The following is a 25,729-nucleotide window of genomic DNA, read 5'->3' as shown; positions in this document are numbered from 1 at the left end:
GTCCGTAGCGGGGTCCCGTGAATGGCCCGCTCCCACCAGGTGAAATGAATTCGACGAATTCGCTCCACGGCCGCCACTCGGCGCAACGGAATGGGCCGGTTCGTCGAACCGGTGAGGCGTTCCGGCCGTATCTTCCGATGATGGACGACCGAACTCGGGGGAGGCACGGGCTCGTGTACGAAGGCGCAGTGATCGCCGGGCGTTATCGCGTGCTCGGGCGGGCCGGGCACGGGGCGACCGGTGCCGTGTGGCGGGCGAAGGACGAACGGCTCGACCGGGTCGTCGCGCTGAAGCAGCTGTACCGCGACCCTTCGCTCGACGCCGCCGCCTCGGACCGCGCCCGGATCATCCGCGAGGCCCGCCTGGCCGCGCGTCTCCGGCACCCGCACGCCGTCGTCGTCTACGACGTAGTCGAGCACGAAGCCACGTCTTACCTGGTGATGGAGTACCTCCCGGCCGAGACGCTGACCGAGGTGGTCGAGCAGCACGGCCGGCTTTCGCCCGACTACGTCGCCGAACTCGGCTGCCAGCTCGCCTCGGCGCTGGCCGCCGCCCACGCCGCGGGCATCCTGCACCGCGACGTCAGCCCCAACAACGTGCTGATCACCGCCGACGGAGCCGCCCGGATCGCCGACTTCGGCGTCGCGCACGCGCACGGCGAGGGCACCATGACCGGACGCGGCCTCGTCGTCGGCACGCCGGCCTACCTCGCCCCCGAGGTCGCCGACGGCGGGGTCCCCGGCTTCCCGTCGGACGTCTTCTCGCTGGGCGCGACCCTCTACACGGCGCTGGAAGGCCGCCCGCCGTTCGGGACCGACGAGAACCAGCTCGCGCTCCTGAAACGGGTCGCCCACGGCGAAATCCGCGCTCCGCGCAGCACGGGAGCGGTCGTCGACGCCGTGTGCCGCCTGCTCCGCCGTGATCCGGCGGCGCGGCCCACGATGGCGGAGACGGAACTGCTGCTGGGCCGCCGGGCGGCGGGCGTCTCCGTGGCGCCCGTACTCGAACGGACCGCCCCGGTACCGCCCGGACGCCGCCGTCGATCACGGCGGACTTCGGCGGTCGCCGTGGCCGCCGTCGTCGTCGCCGGCGCGGCCGCCGTCATCGGGGTCGCGGCGGGCCGGGCCACCTCCGGGGCCACGACCGGCCGGCTCGTCTCGGCGCCGCCGGCCGCGAGCGGCACTCCGGAACCGGGTACCTGCGCCGCCCGCTACCAGGTGGTCAAGTCCTGGCCCGGCGGCTTCCAGGCACTGGTGACGGTGCGGAACTCCGGGCCGTCCGGCATCGCGGGGTGGACGGTCGACTGGCCCTCGCGCGGCACGAGCATCGACGACCTGTGGGACGGCACGCTGCTGGCCTCCGGTGCGACCGCGACCGTCGGGAGCGCGGACTGGAACTCGCTGCTCAAGCCGGGCGAGTCGACCACGTTCGGCTTCGTGGCTTCGGGCCGCGGCGGGGTCCAGGGCATCCCGGTCACCGGCTGCCGCCCGGCCGCGTGACGCTCGGCCGGGGCGTCGATCCCGTGGCTGAACCGTGCTTGACCGGCGGCTCCCGCGAACACTAACGTTCGCGTTCACGCATTCGTGTTAGCGCTAACGCCCGATCGGACAACGAACCGGACAATGGGTCGCCCAGAAAGTTCGCAACCATGGTGAAACCCCGCGACGCGGCGGACGAGACGACGGAACCCGGCAGCGGCGCGGCGACGATCGTCGACGTCGCGAAAGCGGCCGGGGTGTCGCCGAGCACGGTGTCCTACGTGATCACGGGGAAGCGGCCGATCTCGCCGCGGACGCGGCGGCTGGTCGAGGAGACGATCCGCAAGGTCGGGTACCAGCGCCGGCCGTGGTCTTCGGCGATGGTGTCCCAGCGCGTGGGGGTGCTGGCCATGGCCGTGCCGCTGCGCGGCGGCGAGAACACGGGCACGGAGATGGAGTTCTTCGCCGCGGCGGCCGCGGCGGCCCGCGCGCGGCATTTCGACCTGCTGCTGGTCACCCACGACGAGGGCATCGCGGGTCTGCGGCGGGTGACGTCCGCCGCGCTCGCGGACGCGGTGATCGTCATGGAGGTCGCCGCCGACGACCCGCGGCTGCCGATCCTGCTCACCGCGGGGCAGCCTTCGGTGCTGGTCGGCGTGCCCGACCGGCCCGACGGCCTGACCTGCGTCGACCTCGACTTCCGTGCGGCCGGGGCCGCGTGCGTCACCCACCTCGCCGACCTCGGCCACCGGTCGGTCGTCCACATCGGACCGCCGCCGGAGACCTACCTCGGCAAGATCAGCTACGCGACGCGCTTCCTCGAAGGAGTCACCACCGCCGCCGCTCGGCACGGCATGCGGGCCGCGTCGGGCTCGTGCTCGTCCTCGGCCGCCGAGATCACCGCGTGCCTGGACGGCCTCTTCGCGGAGGCGGCGCCGACCGCACTGGTCGTCGACAACGAGAAGGCGCTTCCCCTGGTGCTGGCCGCGGTGCATCGCCGCGGGCTGCGGGTGCCCGAGGACCTTTCGCTCGTCGCGGTCAGTTCGGAAACCGTGGCGAAGCAACAGCGCCTGCGGCCCACCGGTGTGGTGATCCCGGCGCGCGCCCTCGGCGAGCTGGCGGTGGAGAGGGCGGCGCTGCAGCTGGACGGCCGGTCCACCACGGGCGTCGAGTTGCTGGCGCCGCGCGTCATGGTGGGGGAGACGACCGCCCGCGCTCCGAGGTGAGGTTCAGGGACCGGCCGGCCGGCAAGTGAGGACGGGGAGCGGGCCGTGGTCGGCCGTCCGGATTTCGGTGAGCCCGAACGAAGTCGACGCGTTCTCGTCGAGCAGGGCGTTCCAGCCGGCGTCGCCCACGGTCGCCGTGGCACCGCGGCGGGCCAGCGTGCCGTTCCACAGGTCGCGGATGTCGGTGCCGGCCGGCACCGTCCACGAGACCACCCAGCCGGTGAGGCGGGACGTCCGGTCGTTGTGCACCGTGACCCGCGCCTGGGCGCCGCCGGGCCAGGAGTTCGTCAGCTCGTAGCGTGCCGAGCAGCCGGCCGCGTCCGCCGTCTCGCGCGGTGCGAAGACGCGCGAAGGACGAGGAGCCGCGGGCGGTGACGCGGCGGTGGTGGTGGACCGGACGGTGTGGTCCGCGGTGATCGTGGTCGGCGGCCGCGCCGCGAGCCCCGGAGGTTCGGCATGGTCGGTGAACGCCAGTGACAAGCCGACTCCGGCCGCCAGCGCGGCGGCAAGGCCGAAGGCGATGAGCGACCAGCGGCGGTGTTCAGGAGAAGGGACGTCGGCGGCCGGAGTCCCGAGGGCCGCCAGCAGGCCGACGGCCTCGGGCATCGACGGTCGTGCTCCGGGTTCGCGCGCGAGCAGCCGGAGCACGACGTCGGCGAGGGGGCCCGCGTAAGCGGGCGGGGCCGGGTCGTCGTGGATGATCCGGTGGAGCAGAGCCACGGGGTCGTCGTCGGCGCCGAACGGAGGCGCCCCTTCCAGTGCGGTGTAGAGGGTCGCCCCCAGCGAATACACGTCCGAAGCGGGCCCCGGCTCGTCGCCGCGGGCGATCTCCGGGGCGAGGTAGGCGGGAGTGCCGGCGACGACCCCGGTCCCGCCCGGCGCCGCGTCCCCGAGCGCGCGCGAGATGCCGAAGTCCGCGATCTTCGCGGTGCCGTCGTCGGCGACGAGCACGTTGTTCGGGGTCACGTCGAGGTGGAGGATGCCGCTCCCGTGCGCGGCGGCCAGTGCCGCGGCGATCTGGTGCCCGACACCGGCCACTGCGGCGGCGGGCAGCGGACCGGCCGCCACGATCCGGTCGGTCAGCGACCGGGACGCCAGGTACTCGAGCACGAGGTAGACCGAGCCGCAGTCCTCGAGCACGTCGTGGACCGCGATCGCGTGCGGGTGCCCCAGCCGGGCCGTCAGCCGGGCTTCCCGCACCGCTCGCTCGCAGCCGGCGAACACGGCGTGGACGTCCGCCGCGGGATCGTGCAGGAGCTGCTTGACGGCCACCAGCCGGTCGAGCCGCTCGTCCCGGGCCCGCCAGACCACGCTCATCGCGCCCCGGCCGACCTCCCCGAGCAGCCGGTACCGGCCGCCGACCATGCGCTCCTCGAACGCCAACGCCACCCCTCGCGACCCTCGCCGGAATACCGCGCCGAACGCGGGTGAACCGAATGCGGTCGAAGCGGCGCACGCAATTCTTAGCAGACTTCGGAGCCGTCGGGAGCGAATCGGCGAAATTCGACGACGGGCCGTCGAAAATCCGTCGAATCCAAGACGATTTCGCTCTTCGGACGTCGCGGGGGTGACCAATCGGCGAATCCCGTCTTCCGGGCCTTGACGCGTCGAGCCGGCCCGCTGATCATCGCTGAGCGCTCGCACTTCCCCGGCGACTGCGCTTCCCGCGACAGGAGAACGAAGTGAGTCCGACCACCTGGGGCCGGCGGGATTTCCTGCGCTGGTCCGCGCTCGTTCCCGCCGGCGTCGTCGCCGGATCGGCGCTCGGCGCTCTTCCGGCCGAGGCCGAAGCGCAGATTCTGGCCTTCGTCGACAGCTACCGCACGAACGTCCCGGACAACCGGACTCCCGAAACCAATGCGGCCGTCCGGGCGCTGACCGGCATGCAGCGCTTCTGGCGCACCGGAACCACGTGGGACGGCGGCCGCGTGCTCGACCCGGTCGTCCTGCGCGCCAACGTCCACCACGTCGTCGCCGTCACGCGGCGGCGCACCGAAGCCGAGGCGAAGCGCGCCTTCGTCTTCGACCGGCAGCACCAGTCCTACGCGGCGATCGGCGGCCTCGGCCCGCTCGCGGGTTTCTACCGCACCGGCGCGAAAGCCGTCACCGGGATCACGTCCGCTCCGGAAGGCACGCCGGCGACCAAGATCGACGACGCCGTCCCCGCGGACGCGCCCCCGGGATCGGCATTGGGTGCCGGGGCGGAGGATTCCGAGCTGGGCCTGGTCGCCCGGCTCGTCGACACGCTGCGCGGCCCGTACGCCTCGGGCAACCCGAGCAAGTACGCCTACCAGTACCCGCGGCCGTGGCGCCTGAACGCCGACAGCCGGGTGGTCGACACCGGCCGGGTCGACGCACTCGGGTTCCCGGTGTACCAGTCCGATGTGGTCGTCGCGCCGCAGCTGCTGCGCCAGCGCGGCACGGCGCCGGTGGACGACGCCGGCTACCCGAGCGGGCACACCAACGCCTTCCACCTCGCCTGCCTCGCGCTGGCGTACGCGATCCCGGAACGGTTCCAGGAGCTGGTCGCCCGCGCGTACGACCTCTCCGACACGCGGATCACCGCCGGGATGCACTCGCCGCTCGACGTCGTCGGCGGCCGGATCCTCGCCACCGCGCTCGCCGCCGCCACCCTCGCCGATCCGCAGAACGCGGCGCTCAAGACGGGTGCTCGCGAGCAGGCGCTCCGCTACCTGACGGCGGCAACCGGCACCACCGCCGACACGCTCTACACCCGGGCGCACACCGGAACCGACGAATACGCGGACCGGCAGGCCAACGGCGCGATGGTGGCGTTCCGCTCGGCCTACGGACTGCCGCGGCCGTCCGCCCGGACGCCGACGACCGTGCCCAAGGGAGCCGAGGTGCTGCTGGAAACCCGGCTGCCCTACCTCGACGCGGCCCAGCGTCGCGAAGTCCTGCGCACGACGGCGTTCCCCGACCCGGTCTTGGACGGCCCCGAGCAATGGGGGCGGTTGAACCTCTTCGCGGCGGCCGACGGCTACGGCGCGTTCGACGCCGACGTCCGCGTCGTGCTGGACGCGGCGCGGGGCGGGTTCTCCGCGCAGGACAGCTGGCGCAACGACATCGACGGCGCCGGCGGCCTGACCAAGGCGGGCAGCGGAACGCTCACGCTGACCGGCGCGAACCGCTTCCGCGGCGGAGCCCGGCTGGAGGCCGGAACGCTGGTGGCCTCTTCGCCGTGCGCGCTCGGCACCGGACCGGTCGAGGTCCGCGACGGGACGCTGCGGACGGACCACGGCCTTCGCGTGCGGAGCTACCACCAGACCGGCGGCCGGCTCGTCCTCCGTGCCGGCGACCTGCTTGCGGCCCCGGACGGGTCCATCGCGATCTCGGGCGGTGTCCTCGAGCTCGTCGTGCACCCGTCGTGCCCGCGGGGGCGCGTCCAGGTTCTCACCGCGCGCCGGCTGTCCGGCCGGTTCGCGGAGATCACCGTCGACCGCCCGGGCCTGCGGGCGGTGGCCACCTACACCCCGACCGGAATGTCCGTCCGAATCCTGCAGGAGAAACCGTGAAGAAACGCCTTGCCGCGCTGACGGTCGCGGCGGTGCTGTCCGCCGCCGCCCCGGCCGTCGCGCACGCCGACACCGCCGACGGGGGCAGCTTCTCCGTCCTGAGCTACAACGTCGCGGGCCTGCCCGAGGGCATCTCCAGCGCCCCGACACCGCGGCAGTCCGCGACCACCGAGATCGGCCGGCGGATCGGCGCGTACGACCTCGTGCACGTCGAAGAGGACTTCAACTACCACGCCGCGCTCTACTCCACCGATACCCACGCGTACCGGACCCCGACCAGCGGCGGCGCCGGGATCGGCAGCGGGCTGAACTCGCTGTCGTCCTTGCCTTACGACACCGGCGACTTCGAGCGCGTGCACTGGACGTCGTGCCAGCTCGACTCGGGGGACTGCCTGACGCCGAAGGGCTTCACCTTCCTGCGCGTGCGGCTCGCCGAAGGGGTTTACGTCGACACCTACAACCTGCACACGAACGCCGGCACCAACGACGGCGACGAGGCGTCCCGCGCGTCGAACCTCGCTCAGCTGACCGGGTTCATCAAGACGCATTCGGCGGGCAACGCCGTCATCGTCATGGGCGACACCAACACCCGCTACACCCGCGCTGCCGACACGATCGCCGGGTTCGCCGCCGACAACGGCCTCACCGACGCCTGGATCCAGCTGGTGCGCGGTGGCGCCGCTCCCGCGCCGGGCAGCCCGGCGCTGGTCTGCGACGAGCAAGCGGTCACCAACGACTGCGAGGTCGTCGACAAGGTCCTTTACCGCGGCAGCAAGCTCATTTCCCTGAAGGCGACGTCGTACGACAACGAACACGCGAAGTTCCTCGACGACCAGGGCCGGATGCTCTCCGACCACGACCCCGTCACGACGACGTTCGGCTGGACCCGCAACCCCGCGTTCCGCCTGTCCGACCAGTTCGGCGGCCCGCACGGCGACTACTTCACCGACGACGTCCCGGCGGCGGCCCGGGTGCGCACCCTCGCGCTGCGCAGCGGATCCCGGCTCGACCAGGTCGCCGTCACCCTGGACGACGGCCGCACGCTGGCCCACGGCGGCACCGGCGGAACGGCGACGTCGCTGGTCTTGGGCAGCACCGAGTACCTCACGTCGGCGACCCTGTGCCAGGGCAGCTACGACGGCCACACGCGGATCTTCTCGGCCCGGTTCACGACGAACCTCGGCCGCGTGCTCGCGGGAGGTTCGGTGACCTCGGACTGCGTCACGCGGACAGCGCCCGACGGCTGGCAGATCGCCGGTTTCCACGGCCGTACCGGCGACGAGGTCGACAAGCTCGGCTTCGTGTACACCCGGCGCTAGAACTCGCGGTGGGAAACGTGGTCACCGTGCCGCGCCGCCGGGCTTGGCGGGATGTGGGATGGTCGGAAGGTGACGAGTAGTGCTGCGGAGTTCGACCGCTGGTACGCGGACCGGATCGAATCGCCGGTAGCCGACGAACTCGTGCGGCGCGTGCTGGGCCTTCCACCGGGCCTGCAGTCCACCAGCCTGCTGGGCGGGGCCGGGCTCGACGAGGTCGTGGAGGCGCTCGGCCTGCGTGCTGGGCAGGTTCTGCTGGATCTGGCGTGCGGTCGTGGCGGGTATGGGCTGGAGATCGCGCGGCGCAGCGGTTCCCGGGTGGTCGGGCTGGACTTTTCGATGGTCGCGGTCGAGCACGCTCGGCGTCGGGCACAGGCGCTGGGGCTCGCGGATCGAGCCGACTTCCGGGTGGGTGAGCTGGGCAGCACCGGTCTGAGCACGGCGTCGGTCGACGCGGTGCTCATCGTCGACTCCCTGCAGTTCGCCGAGTCGAAGCCGGCCGCGCTGCGGGAGTGCCGTCGGGTTCTCCTGCCCGGCGGACGCCTGGTCGTCACCTGCTGGGAGGCCGTGGACGCCGGCGACGAGCGGCTGGCCCCGCGATTGCGGCAAGTGGATCTGCGCACGCAGCTGCCGCGCGCCGGATTCGTGAACGTCGAGGTCGCCGACAAGCCGGCGTGGCGGCCGGCCGAACAGGCTCTGTGGCAGGAGTCCCTCACCTTCGACGCCGGCGACGACCGCGCGATGCGGTCGATGCAAGAGGAGGCCCACCGAGTCCTGGCGACCTTCGACGGATTGCGGCGGGTCCTGGCCACGGCGTTCGCACCGCACTCCGCTCACACGCCACCGCTGTAGCAGCGACCCGCACTCCGAGTTCCGTCACGGCCCGCCGACGTCCCGGGCCATCAGGGTGCGGGCCTTACGCGACGTCCACCGGCACGAAGCGGGCTTTGACCGGGTGCGCAACGCGCTTACCAGCTCCAACTTCCGGACCGTGGTGGTGGCGCTGTCGAAACCGAGCGTCCGGCGGCGGACCAGCTCGGCCGGCGTGGCACGCAGCTCGTCGGCGGTCGCGTGGCGCCGGGCCCGGGCAGGTGCGCGACCGGCCGCCGCGCGCGACGGCGAAGATGCCGGGAGCCTTCGGACTTCGACCAGCCGCGGCGTGCGTCGTCTTCACCGGCTGCAGGAAGCGACGTTCGGTGGGGGAGGACGCCTCCCCCACCGAAGGCGTCAGTTGAAGAAGTGCACCTTGTTGACGTTGTCGTTCCAGTATTCGCCGAGGTAGTTGATCGGCAGAGCGTGGATCACGTGGTCGGTCCAGTCGGCGTAGTCGGTGAATACCGCCCGGGCGCAGCCGTTGGAGCCTCGCATGGACGACACGTACTGCCCGACCTGGTAGTAGTTCGTGAGGGTGTACCCCGAGCTGTCGCACGGATCGGCGGCCACGAAGGTGTAGCTCAGCGTCTTGTAGTCGGCGTCCGTGTATTCCTGAAGCAGGATGAGGTCTGCCGGGGCGAAGCCACCGCGGGCTCGGGTCGCCGCCGCCGTGGCCTTCGCGTGGGCGTCTGCGGCGGAAACCGTCGAACACGCCTTGGCCAGAACCTTCGAGTCACCCTGCGGGTCGCGATCCTTGCTGAGGACGACGGTGCAGCTTCCCTCGTCGCTCCGGGGCGCGGCCGACGCCGGCCCGGGCAGGGCCACGGCGCTGAGCGAGGCGAGCGCGAGCGACAGAGCGGCGATCCGGCCACGGGAAAAGGAGAACTTGCGCAACAGAAGACTCCTGTCTGGACGGTGATCGTTACTCGCGCAGTTTCCGGCCGGCGCGGTGGCGTCGGCAACCGTTTCGACGGCAGTCGAAACCCGTGCATTTGTCCTTCGTCAATCGGGCCGTCCGCGAAGTCGTGCAGAACGGAGGGGCGGACGTGGACTCCTCGGGGGCGTTGCTGGTGAGACCGTCGATCAGGGGCCGGCTGCCGGCGCTCGGCGTCGTGTTGCCGGTGCCGTGGTCGGCGCAGGTGCGGATCAGCCGGCTTCGGCCGCGCCGGCTGTATTCGTGGCGCAGGGTCGGTACCGGGTGGTGGCGTTCGTGGGCCGGCCGTTCACCCACACCGTGGACGCGACCGCTGAGGAAATCGCCCGGGCGATCCGGGCGGCGACCGACGTTCCGGTCGCCGCCGACGGACGGGATCAGACGGTGAGGACGAGCTTGCCCCGGAGATGACCGCCGTCGAGCAGCCGGTGCGCGTCGGCGACGCGCTCGAACGGGAACGTCTTCTCCACGTGGACCCGGAGCCTGCCCTGGTCGACCAGCTCGACGAGGCCTCGCAGGGCGACCGGATCGGGGTCGACCGCGATGCCGCTGAAGCGCATGCCGGCCGCCTCGAACTCGGCGGCGAGCTCAGAGTCCTCCTCGGCGACCGCCGTCACCAGGTGACCGCCGGGGCGGAGGATTCCGAGCGACCGCTCGACGGTGTCGCCGCCGAGCGTGTCGAGCACGAGGTCGATGTCGCGGACCGCCTCGGCGAAGTCGACGCTCGTGTAGTCGATCACCTCGTCGGCACCGCACCCCTCGACGAACTTCCGCTTGCTCCCGCCGGCGGTGGTGATCACGTGTGCGCCGAACGCCTTCGCGATCTGGATCGCGACGTGGCCGACTCCGCCGCCACCGCCGTGGATCAGGACTCGGTCGCCCTCGGTCACACGGCCGAGGTCGACGAGGCCCTGCCACGCCGTCAGCCCGACGATCGGCAACGCGGCCGCCTCGACGTGGGAGAGCGACGCCGGCTTGCGCACCAGGTGCAACGCCGGCGCCGACACGACTTCGGCGTACGCGCTCGCCGGCCGGGGGAACAGCGGCATTCCGAACACTTCGTCGCCCGGCCGGAACCGCCAGGTCTGCGCCTGGTCGACCACGCCGCTGATGTCCCAGCCGAGGACGAACGGCGGCCGGCCGAGCAGCGGGAACTCGCCGGCGCGCAGGCGCGCCTCGAGCGGGTTCAGCCCGATCGCCTTGACCCGGACAGCGACCTCGGTCGGCAGGGGCCGGGGCGCGGGCGCGTCCACGATGGTGAACACCTCGGGACCGCCGAGCTTGTGCTGGCTGATGACTCGCATGACTCTCCTGGTTCTGGGTGGGAGAACCCCAGATTAGGTTTCCGACAGGAACCCCCAGGTACCTTTGTGTCATGAGCGGTTTCGGTCCCGGTGACCCCTTTCTCGCCGACTGTCCGGCGCGGCTGACGGTGGAGCTGATCGCCGACAAGTGGACGGTGGTCGTGCTCGCCGGCCTCAGCAAGGGCCCGGTGCGCCACGGCGAGCTGGTCGAGCTGATCGGCGGCATCTCGCGCAAGGTGCTCACCCAGACGCTCCGGCGGCTCGAGGCGCACGGACTCGTCCGCCGCCACGCGTATGACGAGGTGCCGCCCCGCGTCGAGTACGAGCTCACCCCGCTCGGGGAGACGCTGACCGATCCGATCCGCAGCCTGACCGAGTGGGCGAAGGCGAACGGCAACGCGGTGCTCGACGCGCTCGACGCCGATCCCGAGCTGTCAGGCTGCTGATCCAGCGTCCGACGCGGCATCAGGCGCTGGAACCGTTGGCCATTCGCCGAAAGCACCGCGCGGGGCGGCGGCACCGAATAGGATCGGCGCTCGGACGTCTCGAGCTCGGACGGAAAGCCTTGGAGGGCAGCATGTCACCCCTTGCGTTGGCGAGCATCGAGACCGTCCCGCGGGTGCTGCTGCTCCTGGTGGGCGTGCTCGGCCTGATCTTTTCGGTCAAGGGACGCGCCCGGGGAGTCTCCGGCCTGATGGTGGGCGCCTTCCTCGTCATGGTCGTCACGACTACGGCGGGCATCGCGTGGCAGTACGTGTCGTTGGACGCGCCGTCCTGGATGAGGTCCAGCCGGCTGAGCTTCGACGAAATCACCTTGATCTTCCTGGCGGTGCGCATCCCGCTCGACGTCCTCGTCGTGCTTTCCTGGCTCCTGGTCGCGATCGCGGTCGTCAAGAGCGGCCGCCCGCCGCGGCAACCCGGCTTCGCGCCGTACCCGATGGCCGCCCAGCCGGATATCCCGCCGCCCGGCTACACCCCGCCTGGTCACCCCCAGCAGCAGCCGAACTAGAGCCGCGGTCGATCCGGCCCGTCGACCGGAATTGAGACGTCCATCCTGTTGCACGATGCGGCATTTCCTGGCCTGCGCGGAGGGAATTGCCCCACGGTAGGCCCGTGACCTGCGGCGGGCCACCTTCGGAGGCAGAAAGAGCGCGGTGAAGGCGGCCCGTTCGTTCTTGTCGTTGCGCGAACCGGAATTTCGTGTCCTCGGTGGCCGGTCGCTAGCTTCGCATTCATGGAATGGAGCTTTCAGACGGCCGAAGAACTCGTTGCCGCGTTGCGCGCCGGCGCGGTGACATCGGTGGAACTGACCGACGAGGCGATCGCCCGGATCGAGCGCGACGACGAGGTGATCAACGCGATCTGCGTGCCGGACTTCGACCGGGCGCGGGCCGCCGCGCGCGGGGCCGACCAGGCCCGCGCGCGGGGTGAGGACCGGCCGCTGCTCGGCGTTCCGGTGACGGTCAAGGAGTCCTACGACATCGCCGGCCTGCCGACGACCTGGGGCATGCCGGCCCACCGCGACTACGTGCCGGCCGAGGACGCGGTGCAGGTGTCGCGGCTCAAGGCCGCGGGCGCGGTGGTGCTCGGCAAGACGAATGTGCCGTTGGGGTTGCAGGACATCCAGAGCTTCAACGAGATCTACGGCACCACCACCAACCCGTGGGACCGCGGTCGCACGCCGGGCGGGTCCTCCGGCGGGTCGGCGGCGGCCCTGGCGTCCGGGTTCGGCGCGCTGTCCATCGGCTCCGACATCGGCGGCTCGCTGCGCACCCCCGCGCATTTCTGCGGCGTCTACGCGCACAAGCCGACGCTCGGGCTGGCGGCCAACCGCGGCATGGTCCCGCCGTCCGAGCCGGCGTTGCCGGTCGACCTCGACCTCGCCGTCGTCGGACCGATGGCGCGCAGCGCCCGCGATCTCGCGCTCCTGCTCGACGTCATGGCCGGACCGGACCCGCTGACGCTCGGCGTGGCGCACCGGCTGGCACTGCCGCCCGCCCGCCACGAGCGGCTCCACGATTTCCGGGTCCTGGTCCTCGACGAACATCCGCTCATCCCGACCGGGCCCGCCGTGCGGGCGGGCGTGGACCGGGTGGCCGCCGCGCTCGTCGACGGCGGCGCCCACGTCGAACGGCACAGCCCGCTGCTGCCCGATCTGACCGAAGCCGCGACGCTGTACATGCAGTTGCTGATTTCCGGCTCCGTCGCGCGTTTTCCCGTCGCAGCGTACGAGAGCGCGGACGACCGGAGCCTGGACGCCGTGCGGCTGCGCGCCATGGGGTTCAGCCACCGCGACTGGCTGGAGGCGAACAACCGCCGCGAGGTCCACCGCCACGGCTGGCGGCAGCTGTTCGCCGAGTTCGACGCCGTGGTGTGCCCGATCACGCCGACACCCGCGTTCCCGCACGACCACCACCCCCAGCCGCTGGAACGGCGCATCGACATCGACGGCGTCGAGTACCCGTACTTCGACCAGCTCGTCTGGGCCGGCCTGGCCACCATGCCCGGCCTGCCCGCCACCGCCGTCCCCGCGGGCCGGTCCCCCGAGGGCCTCCCGGTCGGGGTGCAGCTCGTCGGCCCGATGTTCGAGGACCGCACCCCGCTGCGGCTGGCCGAACTGCTCGAGCCGAAGACCGGCGGCTTCCGGGCACCGAAGTAGGGCGTCGCCGTCCTCAGCCCTGGCCGGCCGAAATCCCGGAGAAATAGCCGGCCGGCCGCTCGCGCAGGCTGGTCGCGGCCTCGAGCAGGGCGTTGTCGGACACGTCGCCGGCCGAGCTGAGCCGGATCAGCTGGTCGTCCCGGCGGGCGACGTCCAGCCGGTACCCGGTCCGGTCGATCGACCAGACCTCGGGAGCGACCAAGGCGCAGGGCACAGCCTCGGTCCGAATCGTGAGGACGGCTCGGCAGTCGGTCGGCGGGTCGAAGCCCGCCGGCACGGTCGTCTGCTCCGCCCGCACCTCGAGCTGACGCCCGTGTGCGTCCGTCGACCACAGCTGGTAGTAGAACGTGAGGCCGGCTCCGAGCGTGCCGCTGGTACCGGCGTTGACGAGGCGGAACCCCGGCAGGTCCGGGGCATACAGCGGATGGCCGAAGGCGCGCAGCCGACCCTCGAGCTGGTCGTTCGCTTGCCGGGACTGCGCCGGCCCGGTCACCGCGACGGCCACCACGACCATGGCCGCCATCGCGGCCGAGACCGCCGGCCGCCACCACCGAAGCCGGACTCCGGGCGCGGTGGCCAGCGCGGCCGCCGCGTACCCCGCAGCCGTGAGGACCGGCAGCGGCCAGGCGCCGAGCCGTCCGTCGCGCCCCGCGGCGTCAAGCCAGAACAGGTCCAGTAGATGCCACAGTGCCACCACGGGAACAGGGGCGAGCAGCGCGACCAGCCCGGCCCGCCTCACCCCGGCCGCCCACAGCAGCGGCCAGGCCAGCAACGCCCCGGCCGGTAGCCCCCAGACCACGATGCCCAAGGCTCCCAGTTCGGCGCGGGACAGCGCGGCGTCCAGGGAAGCGGTGTTCGTCACCGTCAGCCAGACCAGGCTCAGCGCGGCGCCCACGGTCGCGGCCGTTCCGCACCGGCGGGCCGGCCCCTTCCCGCTCGTCCGGGGCCCGGCCGGCTCGACCTCGTGATCATCCACGTCGAGCACGGTAGGCCGTCCCCGGCCCGTGGCGCGTGAGTAGGACTACCCGATCCCGCCGAGTTCACCGTCCCCAGTCGGAGTGGTGTCCGATGAACGAGGTCAGGTGATCGGGACGTCGGCACGTCCGTGCGGGGAGTGTCCCGCTCGGTGACGGCCCGCCCGCGGCTGCCTGGCCGGTTGTTCGCCGGGGACGGCGAACGTCCGGTCGAACTGCCAGAATGCCTGCGTCGGCGGCACCGGGTCCGCCTTCACCCGCCTGGCCTGGCGAAGCGGCTGCGTCGGCGGCTCGGGATTCGCCCTCGGCGAGGGGGCTTTCTGCTCCTTCGTCGGCACGCCCGCATACCGCAGCCGCGGCAGCAGATGCTCCTGCTTCATGATCACGCTGTGCGGCGCGACGTACGTGTGCTCGCCGATTTCGGCGCCGTACAACGGGACCGTGCCGTGGGCGAGGGTCGAATGGGCGCCCACGTGGACGTGGTCGATCTTGAGGACGCGGTCCTCGAACGTGTGGGCCTGGAACATCGCGCTGACCGTCGCACCGTCGCCGAAGTGCAGCATGTCCGGGTCGACGACCTGGGCGAAACCCTCGCCGAGCACCACGCGCTTGCCGATGCGCATGCCCATGCGGCGCAGGTACAGGGGCAGCATCAACGTGCCCTCGAACGCCGACAGCACGCCGGAAGCGATGACCCCCCAAGCGACGTAGAGAAAGTCCCACCGGCTGCACCAGCAGGACCACAACGGATGCACGCCCGGCTTGACCCGGCCGAGCAGGCCCCACTTCAGCGCGAGCACGATCAGGCACGGCAGGATCGCACTCGCCAGCGTGACGACGGCGGCGCCCGGGAAGAGGACGGCGGGCAGCGGCAGAATCCGCGCGACGTAAGCGATTCCGGTGAACCAGGCCGTCATGACGGCCAGGGGCACGACCGGCAGCGCGAACCGCAGCCACTCCCAGAACACCCGCGTGACGACCCGCGCGAACGACGGGTCGTGGGTGAGGCCGCGGTCGGTTTCCACGATCTCCCGGCGCGGCAACAACATCGGCGGGTGGCCGAACCACGACGTGCCGGGCCGCATGACGCGGTCGTCGGCGACCGTGCACACGCCGATCAGGATGTCCGGGGGGAGGCGTTGGCCGGCCGGGACGACGGCGTGGTTGCCGAGGAAGGTGTCGTGGCCGAGGCGGACCGGTGCCAGGGTGACCGTGCCCTGCTGGATGCGGGGGCCGCCGAGGTAGATGCCGTCGGCGAAGAACGTGTCCTGGCCGATCTCGACCAGTTCCGGGACGACGTCGATGATCGTGCTGATCTCGCAGCCGCGCCCCACCTTCATCCCCGCCCAGCGCAGCCACACCGGCCAGAACAGCCCACCGGACAGCCAGTTCCCGGCCGTGGTGACCAGACCCGTCTTCAGCCCGATCCGGAGGTAGGCGAGGCTCCAGCGGCTGATGACCCCGTCGCCGACGCGGCCGAGCAGCCGGGCGCTGAGTGCCTCGCACCACACCGACACCAGCAGCGACAGGCAGGTCGCCACGGCGAGGACGAGCAGGAACTCCAGGTGTGCCCACGGCTGGGTGAGCGCGTCGAGCAGGGACGGGTACGTGACGTGGAAGGTCAGCACCAGCGCGATCATGACCGCCGAGAACGGGAGGGCGAACAGCCAGGCGAAGGCCGCCCGCGCCGCGACGGTCGCGAGCCCGTGCGCGAACGGCGAGAGCATGCTGCCCGTGAAGACCGGGACCGGTGCGCGGGGTGCGGGGCCCGCGTCGTGCGCCGGGACGCCGTCCCAGCGGCGCCCGTCCGGCACCGCGGTGCCGGACGGCAGCGACGACAACGCGGCCAGCCAGGATCCGCGGCCGAGCCGGGTGTTCGGGGACATGCCCGCGCGGACGTCGACGGTGGCCCCGCCCGCGACGGTGATCCGCCCGATCGTCAGGTGCCCCTCGGACAGCTGCACCAGGCCGAGCGAGGCGTCTTGGGCGATGGTGGCGTCGTCGCCGATGTCGAGCAGGTCCCAGCCGCCCTGGACGACGTCGACGCCGCGGTGGATGTGCACGCGCTTGCCGATCCGGGCGCCGAGCGAACGCAGGGCGATGTTCTGGAACTCGGTGCCGGCGATGGTTCCCCACGGCACGAACCGCAGTAGGTGCCGCACGATCCACAGCCGCAGGTGGAACCCGCTCCACACCGGCATCCGCGTCGGCTCGAACTTGCCGATGAGCACCCGTTTCGCGCGGACGGCGAGGAACACGGCCACCGGCGTCCAGCCGAACCCGGCCACCAGTGCCGCGATCGGGAGCAGGACGATCAGCGGGACCAGCCCGATCCGCTCGGCCAGCCAGGGGAGCGCGAGGAACACGGCGAAGTAGCCGATCGGCGCGGCGATCGCCAGCTCGGCCAGCAACCAGGCCGCTTGCGCCGCGGTGACGGCGATCGCGCCGCGCGCCGGTGCCGCGACCGCGTCCAGCTCGTCGTGGACCGCGGGGGCGGCGAGCTTCGCGAGCCCGGCCACCGTGCGGGCGCTGTAGACGTCCCGGACGGCGATGGCCTCGGTGAGCGGGTTGCCGCGCAGCTTCGAGATGAGCATCGCCGCCTGCAGCGAGCTGCCGCCGAGGTCGTCGAAGAAGTCGTCGTCGGCCCCGATGTCCGTGGTCCCGAACACTTCGCGCAGGGCGTCGGCGATGAACTCCTCGGTCGCGGTGCCGGCGGTCTTGACGGCGTGGCGCCGCCCGGTGGCCAGGACCGGCAGGTCGTCGCGGCGCAGCTTGCCGCCGGCGCTGCGCGGCAGCGTGTCCGCCGCCCCGAAGACCGCCGGGATCATGTAGGCGGGCAGGGCAGTGCGCAGGTGGTCCTTGAGCACGGCCGGATCGGGCATGGCGCCGTCCGGCACGAGGTGTGCGGCGATGACCTGCCCCGCGCCTTCGCCCTGGACCCGGCACGCCGCCTCCCGCACGCCGGGGAACCGCGCCAGCGACGCCTCGATCGCCTCCAGCTCGATCCGGTAGCCGCGCAGCTTGACCTGGGAGTCGATGCGGCCGTGGTAGAAGAGCGTGCCGTCCGGTTCGGCGTGCACGAGGTCGCCGGTGCGGTAGAGCCGCCCGAGCCGCGGGTGCCGCGGGAACTTCTCCGCCGTCAGCTCCGGCTTGGCGTGGTAGCCGAGCGCCAGGCCCGGGCCGCTCATGCACAGCTCGCCCTTCTCCCCGGGCTTGACGGGCTCCAGCCGTTCGTCGAGCACCCAGGCCCGCATGCCGGGCACCGGCTTGCCGATGGCGACCGGCTTTCCGGGCTCGACGTCGGCGCGCAGGCAGGTCACCGTGCACTCGGTCGGCCCGTAGCCGTTGACCATCCGGCGGCCCGGCGCCCAGCGCTCCGCGACGTCGGCGGGCAGCGCCTCCCCGCCGACGTAGAGCAGGCGCAGGTCGGGCAGCTCCCGCCGCGGGTCCTCGCACGCGGTCGCGCGCAGCAGGGTCGGCGGCGGGCACAGCACGGTGACGCGTTCGCGCCGCAGCCACGGCACCAGGTCGGGACCCAGTCGCGCGGTCTCGTCGTCCAGCACCACGACGGTGGCGCCGCACGCCCACGCCATCCACGCTTCTTCGACCGAGGAGTCGTAGGCCGGGGAGGAGCCCTGCGCGACGCGGTCGCCGGGGCCGAGCCGGAACTCCGCGACGTCCGACCGGATCAGGTTGACCACCCCGCGGTGCCCGACGAGCACGCCCTTCGGCTTGCCGGTGGTGCCCGAGGTGTAGATGACGTAGGCCAGCCCCGGCGGCGCCGCGGGAGCGATGACCGCCTGGGCCGAGGGCTCGGCCGGTCGGTCGACGCGCTGCACCGCGCCGGTGTAGCCGGCCCGCGTGGCCCGTTCGTGCCCGGCCCGGTCGGTGACGAGCAACGCCGGCGCGGCGTCGCCGAGGATGTGGGCCAGCTGCTCGTCGGGGAACGACGGGTCGAGGCAGACGTAGGCCGAACCGGACCGCAGGACGCCGAGCTGCGCGAGGTAGAGGGCTTCGGTGGTGCGGGACAACAGGATCGCGACGATCCCCGGCCGCCGCACCGCCCGGTGCACCGCGCGCGCCACGGCCGAGGACCGCCGGTGCAGGTCGCCGTAGGTGACGGTGCGCCGAGGCCGGCCGCCGGACGGCGGGACGTCGAGGGCGACCGCTCCCGGCCACCGCCGCGCCGACTGCTCGAAGAACTGGTAGAGGAGGGCGGGTTCGGCCGGCTGGAGCGCCTCGCTCACCGTCACACCCCGACGGGTTCGGCGATCCGGCCGTCGAGCACGGCCAGCAGGTACGGCGAAAGCAGCGAGCGCAGCTCCTCGCGCCGCTCCCGGGCCAGGTGCCGGAAGCCCTGGATGACGCCGTCGCAGCGGCCGCTGCCGCACTCGCACGCGAAGGGCTCGGCCATGTCGTACTCGGTGCTGGCGTAGTGGAAGGTGATCTGCGACCACGCCGGGATCGGGCGCAGGCTGAGCACCGACCGGTCGCGGATCACCGCCGTCGGCTCGCAGGCGTGGTTCATGAACCGCCAGTAGTAGCGGTCCAGCACCTCCTCGAGCGGCGACCCCGCGGGCATGTCGACGTGGCGGTCCGCGTCCAGCTGGACGGTGTAGCGGGTCGGCGTCGCCGTCAGCTCCCCCTCAAGGGTGAACAGCAGCGTGCCGGCCGGGACCGCCTCGTTCGTCACGAGCCGGTACTCGCCGTCGCTGCGGACGACGGCCGCGCGCCGTACCTCGATGGTTTCGGTCATGGGTGACCTCCTGGGGTTGATCGTCTACCCGGGGTCACGTGAACCGGCCGCCGAGAGTTCACGCCCGCGGGTCGCCGCGCTCTCAGGAAGCTCTCAACGACCTTCTGCTACGGACCGGGTCAGCGGGTGATGCCGGTGTGCCCGAGGGAGTAGCGGCCGGGCTGCGGCCAGACGCACAGCCCGTGCGGTTCGCTGCCGACGGGGATCTTCCGGATCAGTGAGCCGTCCTTGGTGGACAGGACGTACACGACCTTGTCGTAACGCCCGGACAGCCACAGCTGGGTGCCGTCGGCGGTGACGTTGCCCATGTCGGGGCTGCCGCCGCCGGGCAGGCGCCAGGTCGTGACCGGCGCGCCGGTGTGGGCGTCCAGGACGCTGACGCTTCCTTCGTGGCGGTTGGTGACGTAGAGCTGTTTCGCGTCTCGGGACAGGTAGAGGCCGTGGGCTCCGTGACCGGTGGGGATGAAGCGGAGGACGTGCGTCGCGGCGCCGTCGAGGACCCAGAGGCCGTTCGCGTCGGAGTCGGCGATGTAGTACACCGAGCCGTCGGGAGCGAGCTTGATGTCCTGCGGGCCCATGCGGGTGTTGCGGTGCGGCATGTCGATCATCCGCGTCAGCCGGTGGCTCGGCACGTCCACGACCGCGACGCGGCCGGCGAACTCGCAGGTGAAGACGGCGGTGCGGCCGTCGGGGGAGAAGTCGGCGTGGTCGATGCCCGCGCAGTCCGGAGCGGGGGTCTCGTCGTGGACCTGCCACGTGTGCGGGTCGTACCAGACCAGCTTGCGCAGCCGTTCCGCCACCGAGATCGCGTACCGGCCGTCGGGGGTGAAGTACATGTTGTACGGGTCGACGACGGGGAACGGCTTGCCCGGCTGCCCCGTCCGCGGGTCGAAGGGCAGGACGTGGTCGCCGCGGTCGTCGGTGGCGTAGAGGGTGCGCAGGTCCCACGAGGGCACGACGTGCTGAAGTTCCTTGCCCGCCGGGTACTTCGCGACGACCTGGAAGGTGGCCGGGTCGATCACCCACACGTCACCGGACCCGCTGTGGGGCACGTAGACCAGCGGCTTGTCCGCGGCGACGGCGGGGGAGAGCATGCCGGGCCCGGCGGCGGCGTCCACGTCGTGCGGGTCGGGGACGGCGGGCATGCCGGGCAGCGGGTTCAGGCCCGGCACGGGCGGGGTGCTCTCGTGCGGGAGCCCGGCCGGCGGCGGGTCGGTCATCCCGGGCATGCCGGGCATCGGGTCGCTGCCTCCCGACGAGCAGCCGGTGGCGAGCACGGCGACGACGGCGAGAGCGGGCAGGAGGCGCATCGGCTACGCCAGCAGCTCGGACGCGGTGACCGGCGTGAGGCCGCGGCCGGCGAGGTCGGCGAGGATGCCGGGCAGCGCGGCGACGGTGCCGGGGTGGCCCAGGTGCATGCTCACCACGCTGCCCGCGCGGGCCTTCGCCACCGCCGCCCGGATGGCGGCGGGCCCGGGGTCGGTCCAGTCCAGGGAGTCGACGTCGTAGGAGAGCACCTTCGCGTAGCCGGCGTGCCCGGCTTCGGCGAGCTCGCGCGGGGTGGCGTGCTGGCCCTGGGACTGGCGGAAGAAGCCGCCCGGGGACCCGGTGAGCTCGACGAGCTTGTCGCGGCAGCGCTGGATTTCGGCGTACATCGGCTCCGCCGCGTACCCCGACAGCGCCGGGTGGCTCCAGGTGTGGTTGCCCAGCTCGTGCCCGCCGTCGCGCACCATGCGGGCGGCGTCGGGGTGGGCGGCGAGCCAGGTCCCGACGGCGAGCACGGTGATCCGCGCGCCGTGCTGGTGCACGACGTCGAGCACCTCGCGGGTGACCTGGAGGTCGCCGGCGCCGTGGAAGGTCAGCGCGACCTGGGGCCGTCCGGAGGTCGCGCGGCTCACCTCGGTGGCCGGGCCGGACGGCGGCGGCGACGCCGGGGCCGACGTCACGGACGGCGTCGTCGTGGCCGGCGGACGGCTCGCGGAGCCGGGGTCCGGAGCGGGCGACGGCGAGGGGGCCGAGCACGCCGTCAGCGCGGCGGCACCCAGCGCGAAGCCGAAGAGGCCACGGCGGGTGAGGGGGTCGTTCAAAACCGGTCTCGATTCTCGGAGGGACGCTGCCGCACCCGCACCCTGTCGCAACTTCGCTGTGAGGACGCTGAGAAAGCCGGACGGTCTCAGCGTCCGCGGGGTACGGTCCGCGCGGTGTTCGGTCTGAGCCTGGAACATCTGGTGATCCTGCTGGTGGCGGCGTTGTTCGTCCTCGGGCCCGAACGGCTGCCCGGCGCGGTGGCCACGGTGGCCCGTTCCGCGCGCCGGGCGCGCGAGTTCGCCACCGGCGCACAGCAACGGCTGGAGGCCGAGCTGGGCCCGGAGTTCCAGCAGCTGCGCAAGCCGCTGCAGGACCTCCAGGCGCTGCGCGACTTCGACCCCCGGACGGCGCTGCGGCGCCACCTCCTGGACGACGGCCCCGCCGCACCGCCGTCGGTCGGACTGAGCCCGGGCGAGCGCCCGCCCGTCGATTCCGAGGCCACCTGAGCGCGACTCCGGTGCGGACTGTGGTTCGGTGAGGTCGCGTGGTGCGGGTTCCCGGCGCCGGAATCAGGCGTCCACAAAGGTGATTGCCGTTTCTCGGTCCGGCTACGGGCCGGTGTTGGTACGAAATCCGGAAAGCGGTCACTGAGACTACGTCACGCTCTGTGCGTGACCGGGTGAGAGCGGTTACTCAACCGCAACCTGCGTGTCATGCTCCGGATCTAGTATGGACCGTGTGCCCCGAGGTAAATTGTTCACGGGCAAACTCAAAGTTCCACGATCGCTGTTCTAGCGGCGAAAACGCCGCATTGTCGTCCGACTCGTTCACAGCACGTGCGGGTCGGGCGAAATCGTATCGGGCGATGGCCGGAAATCGTGCCGCAGCCCGCCCTCCTTGTCGTTCAGGCGGAATCTCCGCCTCCTCGAGTCGACCCTCCGGCCGGTCCGTGTACCGATCGGAAAGTGTGCCGATGCACGTTCGTTCGTGGATGCCGAAGCAATTCCGCCGAAGCGGGGGCTTGATTGGGCTCGCCGCTCCGGACGTCGAGGCCGAGGAGGGGCGATGTCCCGTGCCACCACCGTTTCCACCGCCGTGATCTTCGTAGTGGCCCTCAACCTGAGGCCGGCCGTGACGAGCCTGGGCGCGGCTCTCCCGGACATCTCCGTCGCCGGTTCCCTGATCGCCGCGATCCTCGTCGCGCTGCCCCTGTGGGCGATCGGCCTCGGTGGCCGGGCGACACCGTGGCTGTGCGGCCGCGTCGGAACGCACCGGACGGTCACCTTGTCCCTCCTCGGCCTGGCGGCGGCGCTGGCCGGGCGGGTCCTCGGCGGCGCGGTGCCGCTCCTGGCCGGGACGGCGCTGGCGTGCCTGTCCATCGCCGTGCTCGGCACCGTGCTTCCCCTGCTGGCCAAGGGATCCGCCGCCTACCCGCTCGGTCTCGGGCTGGGCAGCACGGCCGGCGCGCTGATCACCCCGGCGGCGGTGCTGTCGTCGTCGTGGCGGGCCGGCCTGGGGTGGTGGGCGCTGGTGGCCCTGCTGGCCCACCTGGTGTGGCGGCGCACGACCGGCGAGTTCCTGGAGCCGCGGCCGGCCTCGCGCCCGGTCCGGGCCACGGCGCTGACCATCCACTTCGGACTGATCTCGACGGTGACCTTCCTCGTCATGGGCTGGCTACCCGGAATCCTGCGTGACGCGGGTGTCTCGCCGACGACCGCGGGCGCGTGCCTCGCGGTGTCGATGGCCATGGGGCTGCCGATGATGTGGCTGGTCCCCGGCTGGACGCGCCGGTGGCGCAACCAGACCCTGCTCGTGGCCGCCTTGGCCGCGCCCAACGTGGTCGGCGTGGCCGGCCTGCTCCTCGCCCCCGCGGCGGCACCGTGGGCGTGGGCCGCCGCGACCGGCATGGGCATGGGTTCGCTCGCGTTCGCCCTGACGACGATCTCGTTGCGCAGCAAGGACAGCTCGCTCTCACTGTCCGCCTCGGTCCAGGGCGTGGGCTACGTGATGGCGGGCTTCGGCGTGCTGGCCTGCGGCTGGCTGCACACGCACACGGGCGGCTGGCGGACACCGCTGCTGCTGGTCCTGGCGATCCTGCTCGGCCAGGCGGCCAGCGGCCACGTGACGGTGGCCCACCGGGCCACGGTGATCCCGTTCCCGCGCCGGCCCCGGCGAATCGTCCCGAAGGTCCCGCTGCGGCCCGGGCAGGAGATTCCCGAGGTCGGTGCTTGACGGGGCTGGCCGGGCCCACCTACTCCACTTAGGACAGTGGCGATCGGAGGCGCCGATGCGGGACGCCTCCATGCCGACCCGACCGCCCCGTCACGGTCGCCGCTCAGTCCCCGTACTCGATCTCCTGGCCCGCTTTCCCCGAGTGCGACGACCACGGGATCCGGCCACGCTATCGTCGTGATCACCTGCCGGTGGAAGCCGGTTCGCCGCCGCGGCCGAACGAGGGGCACCATGAACTACATCGCCGAACTGCGCGCCCTGGTCGGGACCCGGCCGCTGATCCTGCCCGGCACCTCCGTGCTGGTCGTCGACGAGCGGGACCGGCTCCTGCTGGTCACCCGCGCGGAGAGCGGCGACTGGGGCCTGCCGGGCGGCTTCCTGGACCCGGGGGAGTCCTTCGAGGACGCCGGCCGCCGCGAGGTGCGGGAGGAGATCGGGCTCGTGATCGGGGAGCTCGAGCTGTTCGGCGTCTACGCCGGACCGGAGTACTACTACCGCTACCCGCACGGCGACGAGGTGCACAACGTGACGGCCGCGTTCGTCACGCGGGTGAACGCCCCGGTGGTGCACGTGGACGGGGTGGAGATCTCCGGGTACGAGTTCTTCGAACCGGACCGGCTCCCGGACGACGTCATCGGCCCGGAGCGCCCGATCGTGGACGACTACGTCAAGCGGTCGCCCCGGCCGGCGTGACCGCCGTCGAGAACACCGCGGTGCTCGGCCTCGCGCCGGAGTCCTGATGTTCGTGCTGGGACTGGTCACCGCTGCTACGCCGGCGCGCTTCGCCCACCGCGGGGCCCGGCGTTGGCGCCCACCGCCGATTGTCGGCCGGGCGGACCAGGTTCCCGCTGGGCGGGACCGCCAAACGCCGTTGTCGGGAGGGGCACAGCACCAGCCCGCGGACCCGGGTCCGGGCGTAGAGTGGGTCCGCATTCCGCGGTTCAGTCCAGCAGCCGTAGCCCAGCGCCGAGCCTCGCGGCCGGTTTCGCACTCTGCTTGCGGAGGTCGCTCCTCGTGCATTCCGGAACAGCGGACGGCGCGCACGCCGGTGACGGCGCCGCCACCTCGCCCCGGTACTCGCTGGACGTCGCCGGAGTCGGGCCGTGGTGGGCCCGCGACGAGCCGCCGGAGGTGATCGCCGGGCGCTACGAGATCGGCGGCCTGATCGGCAGCGGCGGCACGGCCCGCGTCTACCAGGCGTTCGACCGGCGGATGCGCCGGGACGTCGCGGTCAAGGTGTACGACCGGGGCGCGGTGGCCGTCGAACAGCTGCGCCGGGCGCGGGAGAAGACCATCCAGGCCAGCATCGACCACCCCCGGGTCGTCGCCCTGTTCGACAGCGGCACCGACGGCGACCGGCCCTACCTGGTGATGCAGCTGGTGGCGGGGGAGAACCTCGCGCAGCGCCTGCTCGGCGGGCCGCTGCCGGTCGAGCAGGTGACCGAGCTGGCCGCCCAGCTCGCCGAAGCGCTGGCCCACGTCCACGACCGGCGGGTCGTGCACCGGGACCTCAAGCCCGCCAACGTCCTGCTCGGCGGCGACGGCCCGCTGATCTCCGACTTCGGCATCGCGCACGAGCTGGATTCGACGCACGTCACCGGCACCGGCCTGGTGACCGGCACGGCCGCGTACCTGGCCCCGGAGCAGGTCGTCGGCGAGCGGGCCGGCCCGGCGGCCGACGTCTACGCGCTCGGCCTGATCCTGCTGGAGTGCCTGACCGCCGAGCGCGAATACCCGGGCACGCTGGCCGAGTCGGCGACGGCGCGGCTGCACCGGCCGCCCCGCGTGCCCGCCGGTCTGCCCGCACCGCTGGCCCGCACCCTCGAACGGATGACCGCCCGCGAACCCGCGGATCGCCCCGCGGCCGGTGAGATCCTGGAGCTGCTGCGGGAGCCGGCCCCGGCGCCCACGCGGCGGCGGAAGCTGGTCGCGGCCGGAGGTCTCGTGACCGCGGGCACCGCCGTGGTGCTCGCCGTGCTGCTCACGCGCCCGGACGTCGCGGGCCCCGACGCGGGCGAGCAGCCCGTGGCCGGATCGGTGGTCCCGAGCAGCACGGTCCCGTCGACGCCGGTGTCCGCGTCGGCGCCGGTGACGACCGTGCTGATGGGGTCGTCGCAGGGCGGGGCGTCGGTGACCCCGGGGCTCGCGGCGGTGCCGCTGCCCCCGCCCGCCACCTCGGGCGCCGTGCACGCCACGGGCCCGGAGAACGGCAAGGCCAAGGGCAAGACCAAGGGCAACGGCCCGGTGAAGGGAAAGGGCCAGACCGGCCACTGACGGCCCGCCGGTCGGGTGTCGCACGCCGACCGCGGCAGCTGTTCGCGGAGTCGCGGAGCGCTGTGCGCCCAGCGCGGCATCTCGTCGTGCGGCTGGGTCGGGTCGGACTCGCTCTGGCTCGCTGTCCGGGCGTCGCCCG

The 25,729-nt window shown here is 72.7% G+C and carries 20 protein-coding genes; 12 read left to right on the top strand and 8 right to left on the bottom strand.

Annotation, left to right across the window (positions count from 1 at the left end; translation table 11 throughout):
* Positions 1-173: 173 nt before the first annotated feature.
* Positions 174-1,499 carry a serine/threonine-protein kinase gene (locus OG738_RS40535; protein WP_329049059.1) on the top strand — a complete coding sequence of 442 codons (1,326 nt, stop codon included), beginning with the start codon at positions 174-176 and terminating at the stop codon, positions 1,497-1,499.
* A 149-nt stretch (positions 1,500-1,648) separates the two neighbouring features.
* The gene (locus OG738_RS40530; protein WP_329049057.1) at positions 1,649-2,704 is read left to right on the top strand and encodes a LacI family DNA-binding transcriptional regulator; all 1,056 of its coding nucleotides are present in this window, start codon (positions 1,649-1,651) and stop codon (positions 2,702-2,704) included.
* A 3-nt stretch (positions 2,705-2,707) separates the two neighbouring features.
* On the opposite strand, the gene OG738_RS40525 is transcribed toward OG738_RS40530, so the two are convergent.
* Positions 2,708-4,093 carry a serine/threonine-protein kinase gene (locus OG738_RS40525; RefSeq protein WP_329049055.1) on the bottom strand — a complete coding sequence of 462 codons (1,386 nt, stop codon included), beginning with the start codon at positions 4,091-4,093 and terminating at the stop codon, positions 2,708-2,710.
* Between the two features lie 293 nt (positions 4,094-4,386).
* Between OG738_RS40525 and OG738_RS40520 the strand changes: the two genes are divergently transcribed.
* The 3 genes from OG738_RS40520 (at position 4,387) to OG738_RS40510 (ending at position 8,408) form a co-directional block, all read left to right on the top strand.
* The gene (locus tag OG738_RS40520; protein WP_329049053.1) at positions 4,387-6,240 is read left to right on the top strand and encodes a phosphatase PAP2 family protein; all 1,854 of its coding nucleotides are present in this window, start codon (positions 4,387-4,389) and stop codon (positions 6,238-6,240) included.
* Positions 6,237-7,559, top strand: a complete 1,323-nt coding sequence (locus OG738_RS40515; RefSeq protein WP_329049051.1) for a jacalin-like lectin — start codon at positions 6,237-6,239, stop codon at positions 7,557-7,559. The genes OG738_RS40520 and OG738_RS40515 overlap by 4 nt, the downstream gene beginning before the upstream one ends.
* Before the next feature lie 69 nt (positions 7,560-7,628).
* Positions 7,629-8,408: a class I SAM-dependent methyltransferase gene (locus OG738_RS40510; RefSeq protein WP_329049050.1), complete on the top strand. Its 780-nt coding sequence runs from the start codon at positions 7,629-7,631 to the stop codon at positions 8,406-8,408.
* A gap of 375 nt (positions 8,409-8,783) precedes the next feature.
* On the opposite strand, the gene OG738_RS40505 is transcribed toward OG738_RS40510, so the two are convergent.
* Together OG738_RS40505 and OG738_RS40500 are read right to left on the bottom strand one after the other, a co-directional pair.
* Positions 8,784-9,323 carry a hypothetical protein gene (locus OG738_RS40505; protein WP_329049048.1) on the bottom strand — a complete coding sequence of 180 codons (540 nt, stop codon included), beginning with the start codon at positions 9,321-9,323 and terminating at the stop codon, positions 8,784-8,786.
* Between the two features lie 417 nt (positions 9,324-9,740).
* Positions 9,741-10,667, bottom strand: a complete 927-nt coding sequence (locus OG738_RS40500) for an NADP-dependent oxidoreductase (RefSeq protein ID WP_329049046.1) — start codon at positions 10,665-10,667, stop codon at positions 9,741-9,743.
* Between the two features lie 71 nt (positions 10,668-10,738).
* Between OG738_RS40500 and OG738_RS40495 the strand changes: the two genes are divergently transcribed.
* The 3 genes from OG738_RS40495 to OG738_RS40485 all read left to right on the top strand — a co-directional run bounded on the left by OG738_RS40495 (position 10,739) and on the right by OG738_RS40485 (position 13,326).
* Positions 10,739-11,113 carry a winged helix-turn-helix transcriptional regulator gene (locus OG738_RS40495; protein WP_329049045.1) on the top strand — a complete coding sequence of 125 codons (375 nt, stop codon included), beginning with the start codon at positions 10,739-10,741 and terminating at the stop codon, positions 11,111-11,113.
* Between the two features lie 131 nt (positions 11,114-11,244).
* Positions 11,245-11,676, top strand: coding sequence for a hypothetical protein (locus OG738_RS40490; RefSeq protein ID WP_329049044.1), 432 nt, complete (start codon positions 11,245-11,247; stop codon positions 11,674-11,676).
* 225 nt (positions 11,677-11,901) lie between these two features.
* Positions 11,902-13,326 (top strand): amidase, encoded by a 1,425-nt coding sequence (locus tag OG738_RS40485; protein WP_329049043.1) that lies wholly within the window; start codon positions 11,902-11,904, stop codon positions 13,324-13,326.
* A 13-nt stretch (positions 13,327-13,339) separates the two neighbouring features.
* On the opposite strand, the gene OG738_RS40480 is transcribed toward OG738_RS40485, so the two are convergent.
* The 5 genes from OG738_RS40480 to OG738_RS40460 all read right to left on the bottom strand — a co-directional run bounded on the left by OG738_RS40480 (position 13,340) and on the right by OG738_RS40460 (position 21,143).
* Positions 13,340-14,302, bottom strand: coding sequence for a hypothetical protein (locus tag OG738_RS40480; RefSeq protein ID WP_329049042.1), 963 nt, complete (start codon positions 14,300-14,302; stop codon positions 13,340-13,342).
* A 102-nt stretch (positions 14,303-14,404) separates the two neighbouring features.
* Positions 14,405-18,547, bottom strand: a complete 4,143-nt coding sequence (locus tag OG738_RS40475; protein WP_329049041.1) for a non-ribosomal peptide synthetase — start codon at positions 18,545-18,547, stop codon at positions 14,405-14,407.
* Positions 18,548-18,549: 2 nt separating this feature from the next.
* Positions 18,550-19,056 carry an SET domain-containing protein-lysine N-methyltransferase gene (locus OG738_RS40470; protein ID WP_329049040.1) on the bottom strand — a complete coding sequence of 169 codons (507 nt, stop codon included), beginning with the start codon at positions 19,054-19,056 and terminating at the stop codon, positions 18,550-18,552.
* Between the two features lie 119 nt (positions 19,057-19,175).
* On the bottom strand, positions 19,176-20,366 hold the full coding sequence (locus tag OG738_RS40465; RefSeq protein ID WP_329049039.1) for a YVTN family beta-propeller repeat protein: 1,191 nt from the start codon (positions 20,364-20,366) through the stop codon (positions 19,176-19,178).
* A gap of 3 nt (positions 20,367-20,369) precedes the next feature.
* Positions 20,370-21,143, bottom strand: a complete 774-nt coding sequence (locus OG738_RS40460) for a polysaccharide deacetylase family protein (RefSeq protein WP_329049038.1) — start codon at positions 21,141-21,143, stop codon at positions 20,370-20,372.
* A 114-nt stretch (positions 21,144-21,257) separates the two neighbouring features.
* On the opposite strand from OG738_RS40460, the gene OG738_RS40455 reads away from it, so the two are divergent.
* The 4 genes from OG738_RS40455 (at position 21,258) to OG738_RS40440 (ending at position 25,590) form a co-directional block, all read left to right on the top strand.
* A complete protein-coding gene (locus OG738_RS40455) occupies positions 21,258-21,590 on the top strand; it encodes a Sec-independent protein translocase TatB (RefSeq protein ID WP_329049037.1) in 333 nt (110 codons plus the stop codon).
* A gap of 559 nt (positions 21,591-22,149) precedes the next feature.
* Positions 22,150-23,316: an MFS transporter gene (locus OG738_RS40450; protein WP_329049036.1), complete on the top strand. Its 1,167-nt coding sequence runs from the start codon at positions 22,150-22,152 to the stop codon at positions 23,314-23,316.
* Positions 23,317-23,547: 231 nt separating this feature from the next.
* Entirely contained in the window at positions 23,548-24,009 is a 462-nt protein-coding gene (locus tag OG738_RS40445) for an NUDIX hydrolase (protein ID WP_329049034.1), read from the top strand.
* A 321-nt stretch (positions 24,010-24,330) separates the two neighbouring features.
* Positions 24,331-25,590 carry a serine/threonine-protein kinase gene (locus tag OG738_RS40440; protein ID WP_329049033.1) on the top strand — a complete coding sequence of 420 codons (1,260 nt, stop codon included), beginning with the start codon at positions 24,331-24,333 and terminating at the stop codon, positions 25,588-25,590.
* The last annotated feature ends 139 nt before the right edge of the window (positions 25,591-25,729 follow it).

The sequence above is a fragment of the Amycolatopsis sp. NBC_01488 genome, from assembly GCF_036227105.1.
Lineage (GTDB): Bacteria > Actinomycetota > Actinomycetes > Mycobacteriales > Pseudonocardiaceae > Amycolatopsis.
The sequence above is the reverse complement of the archived record's forward strand: the minus strand, read 5'-3'. Positions and strand labels throughout refer to the sequence as shown.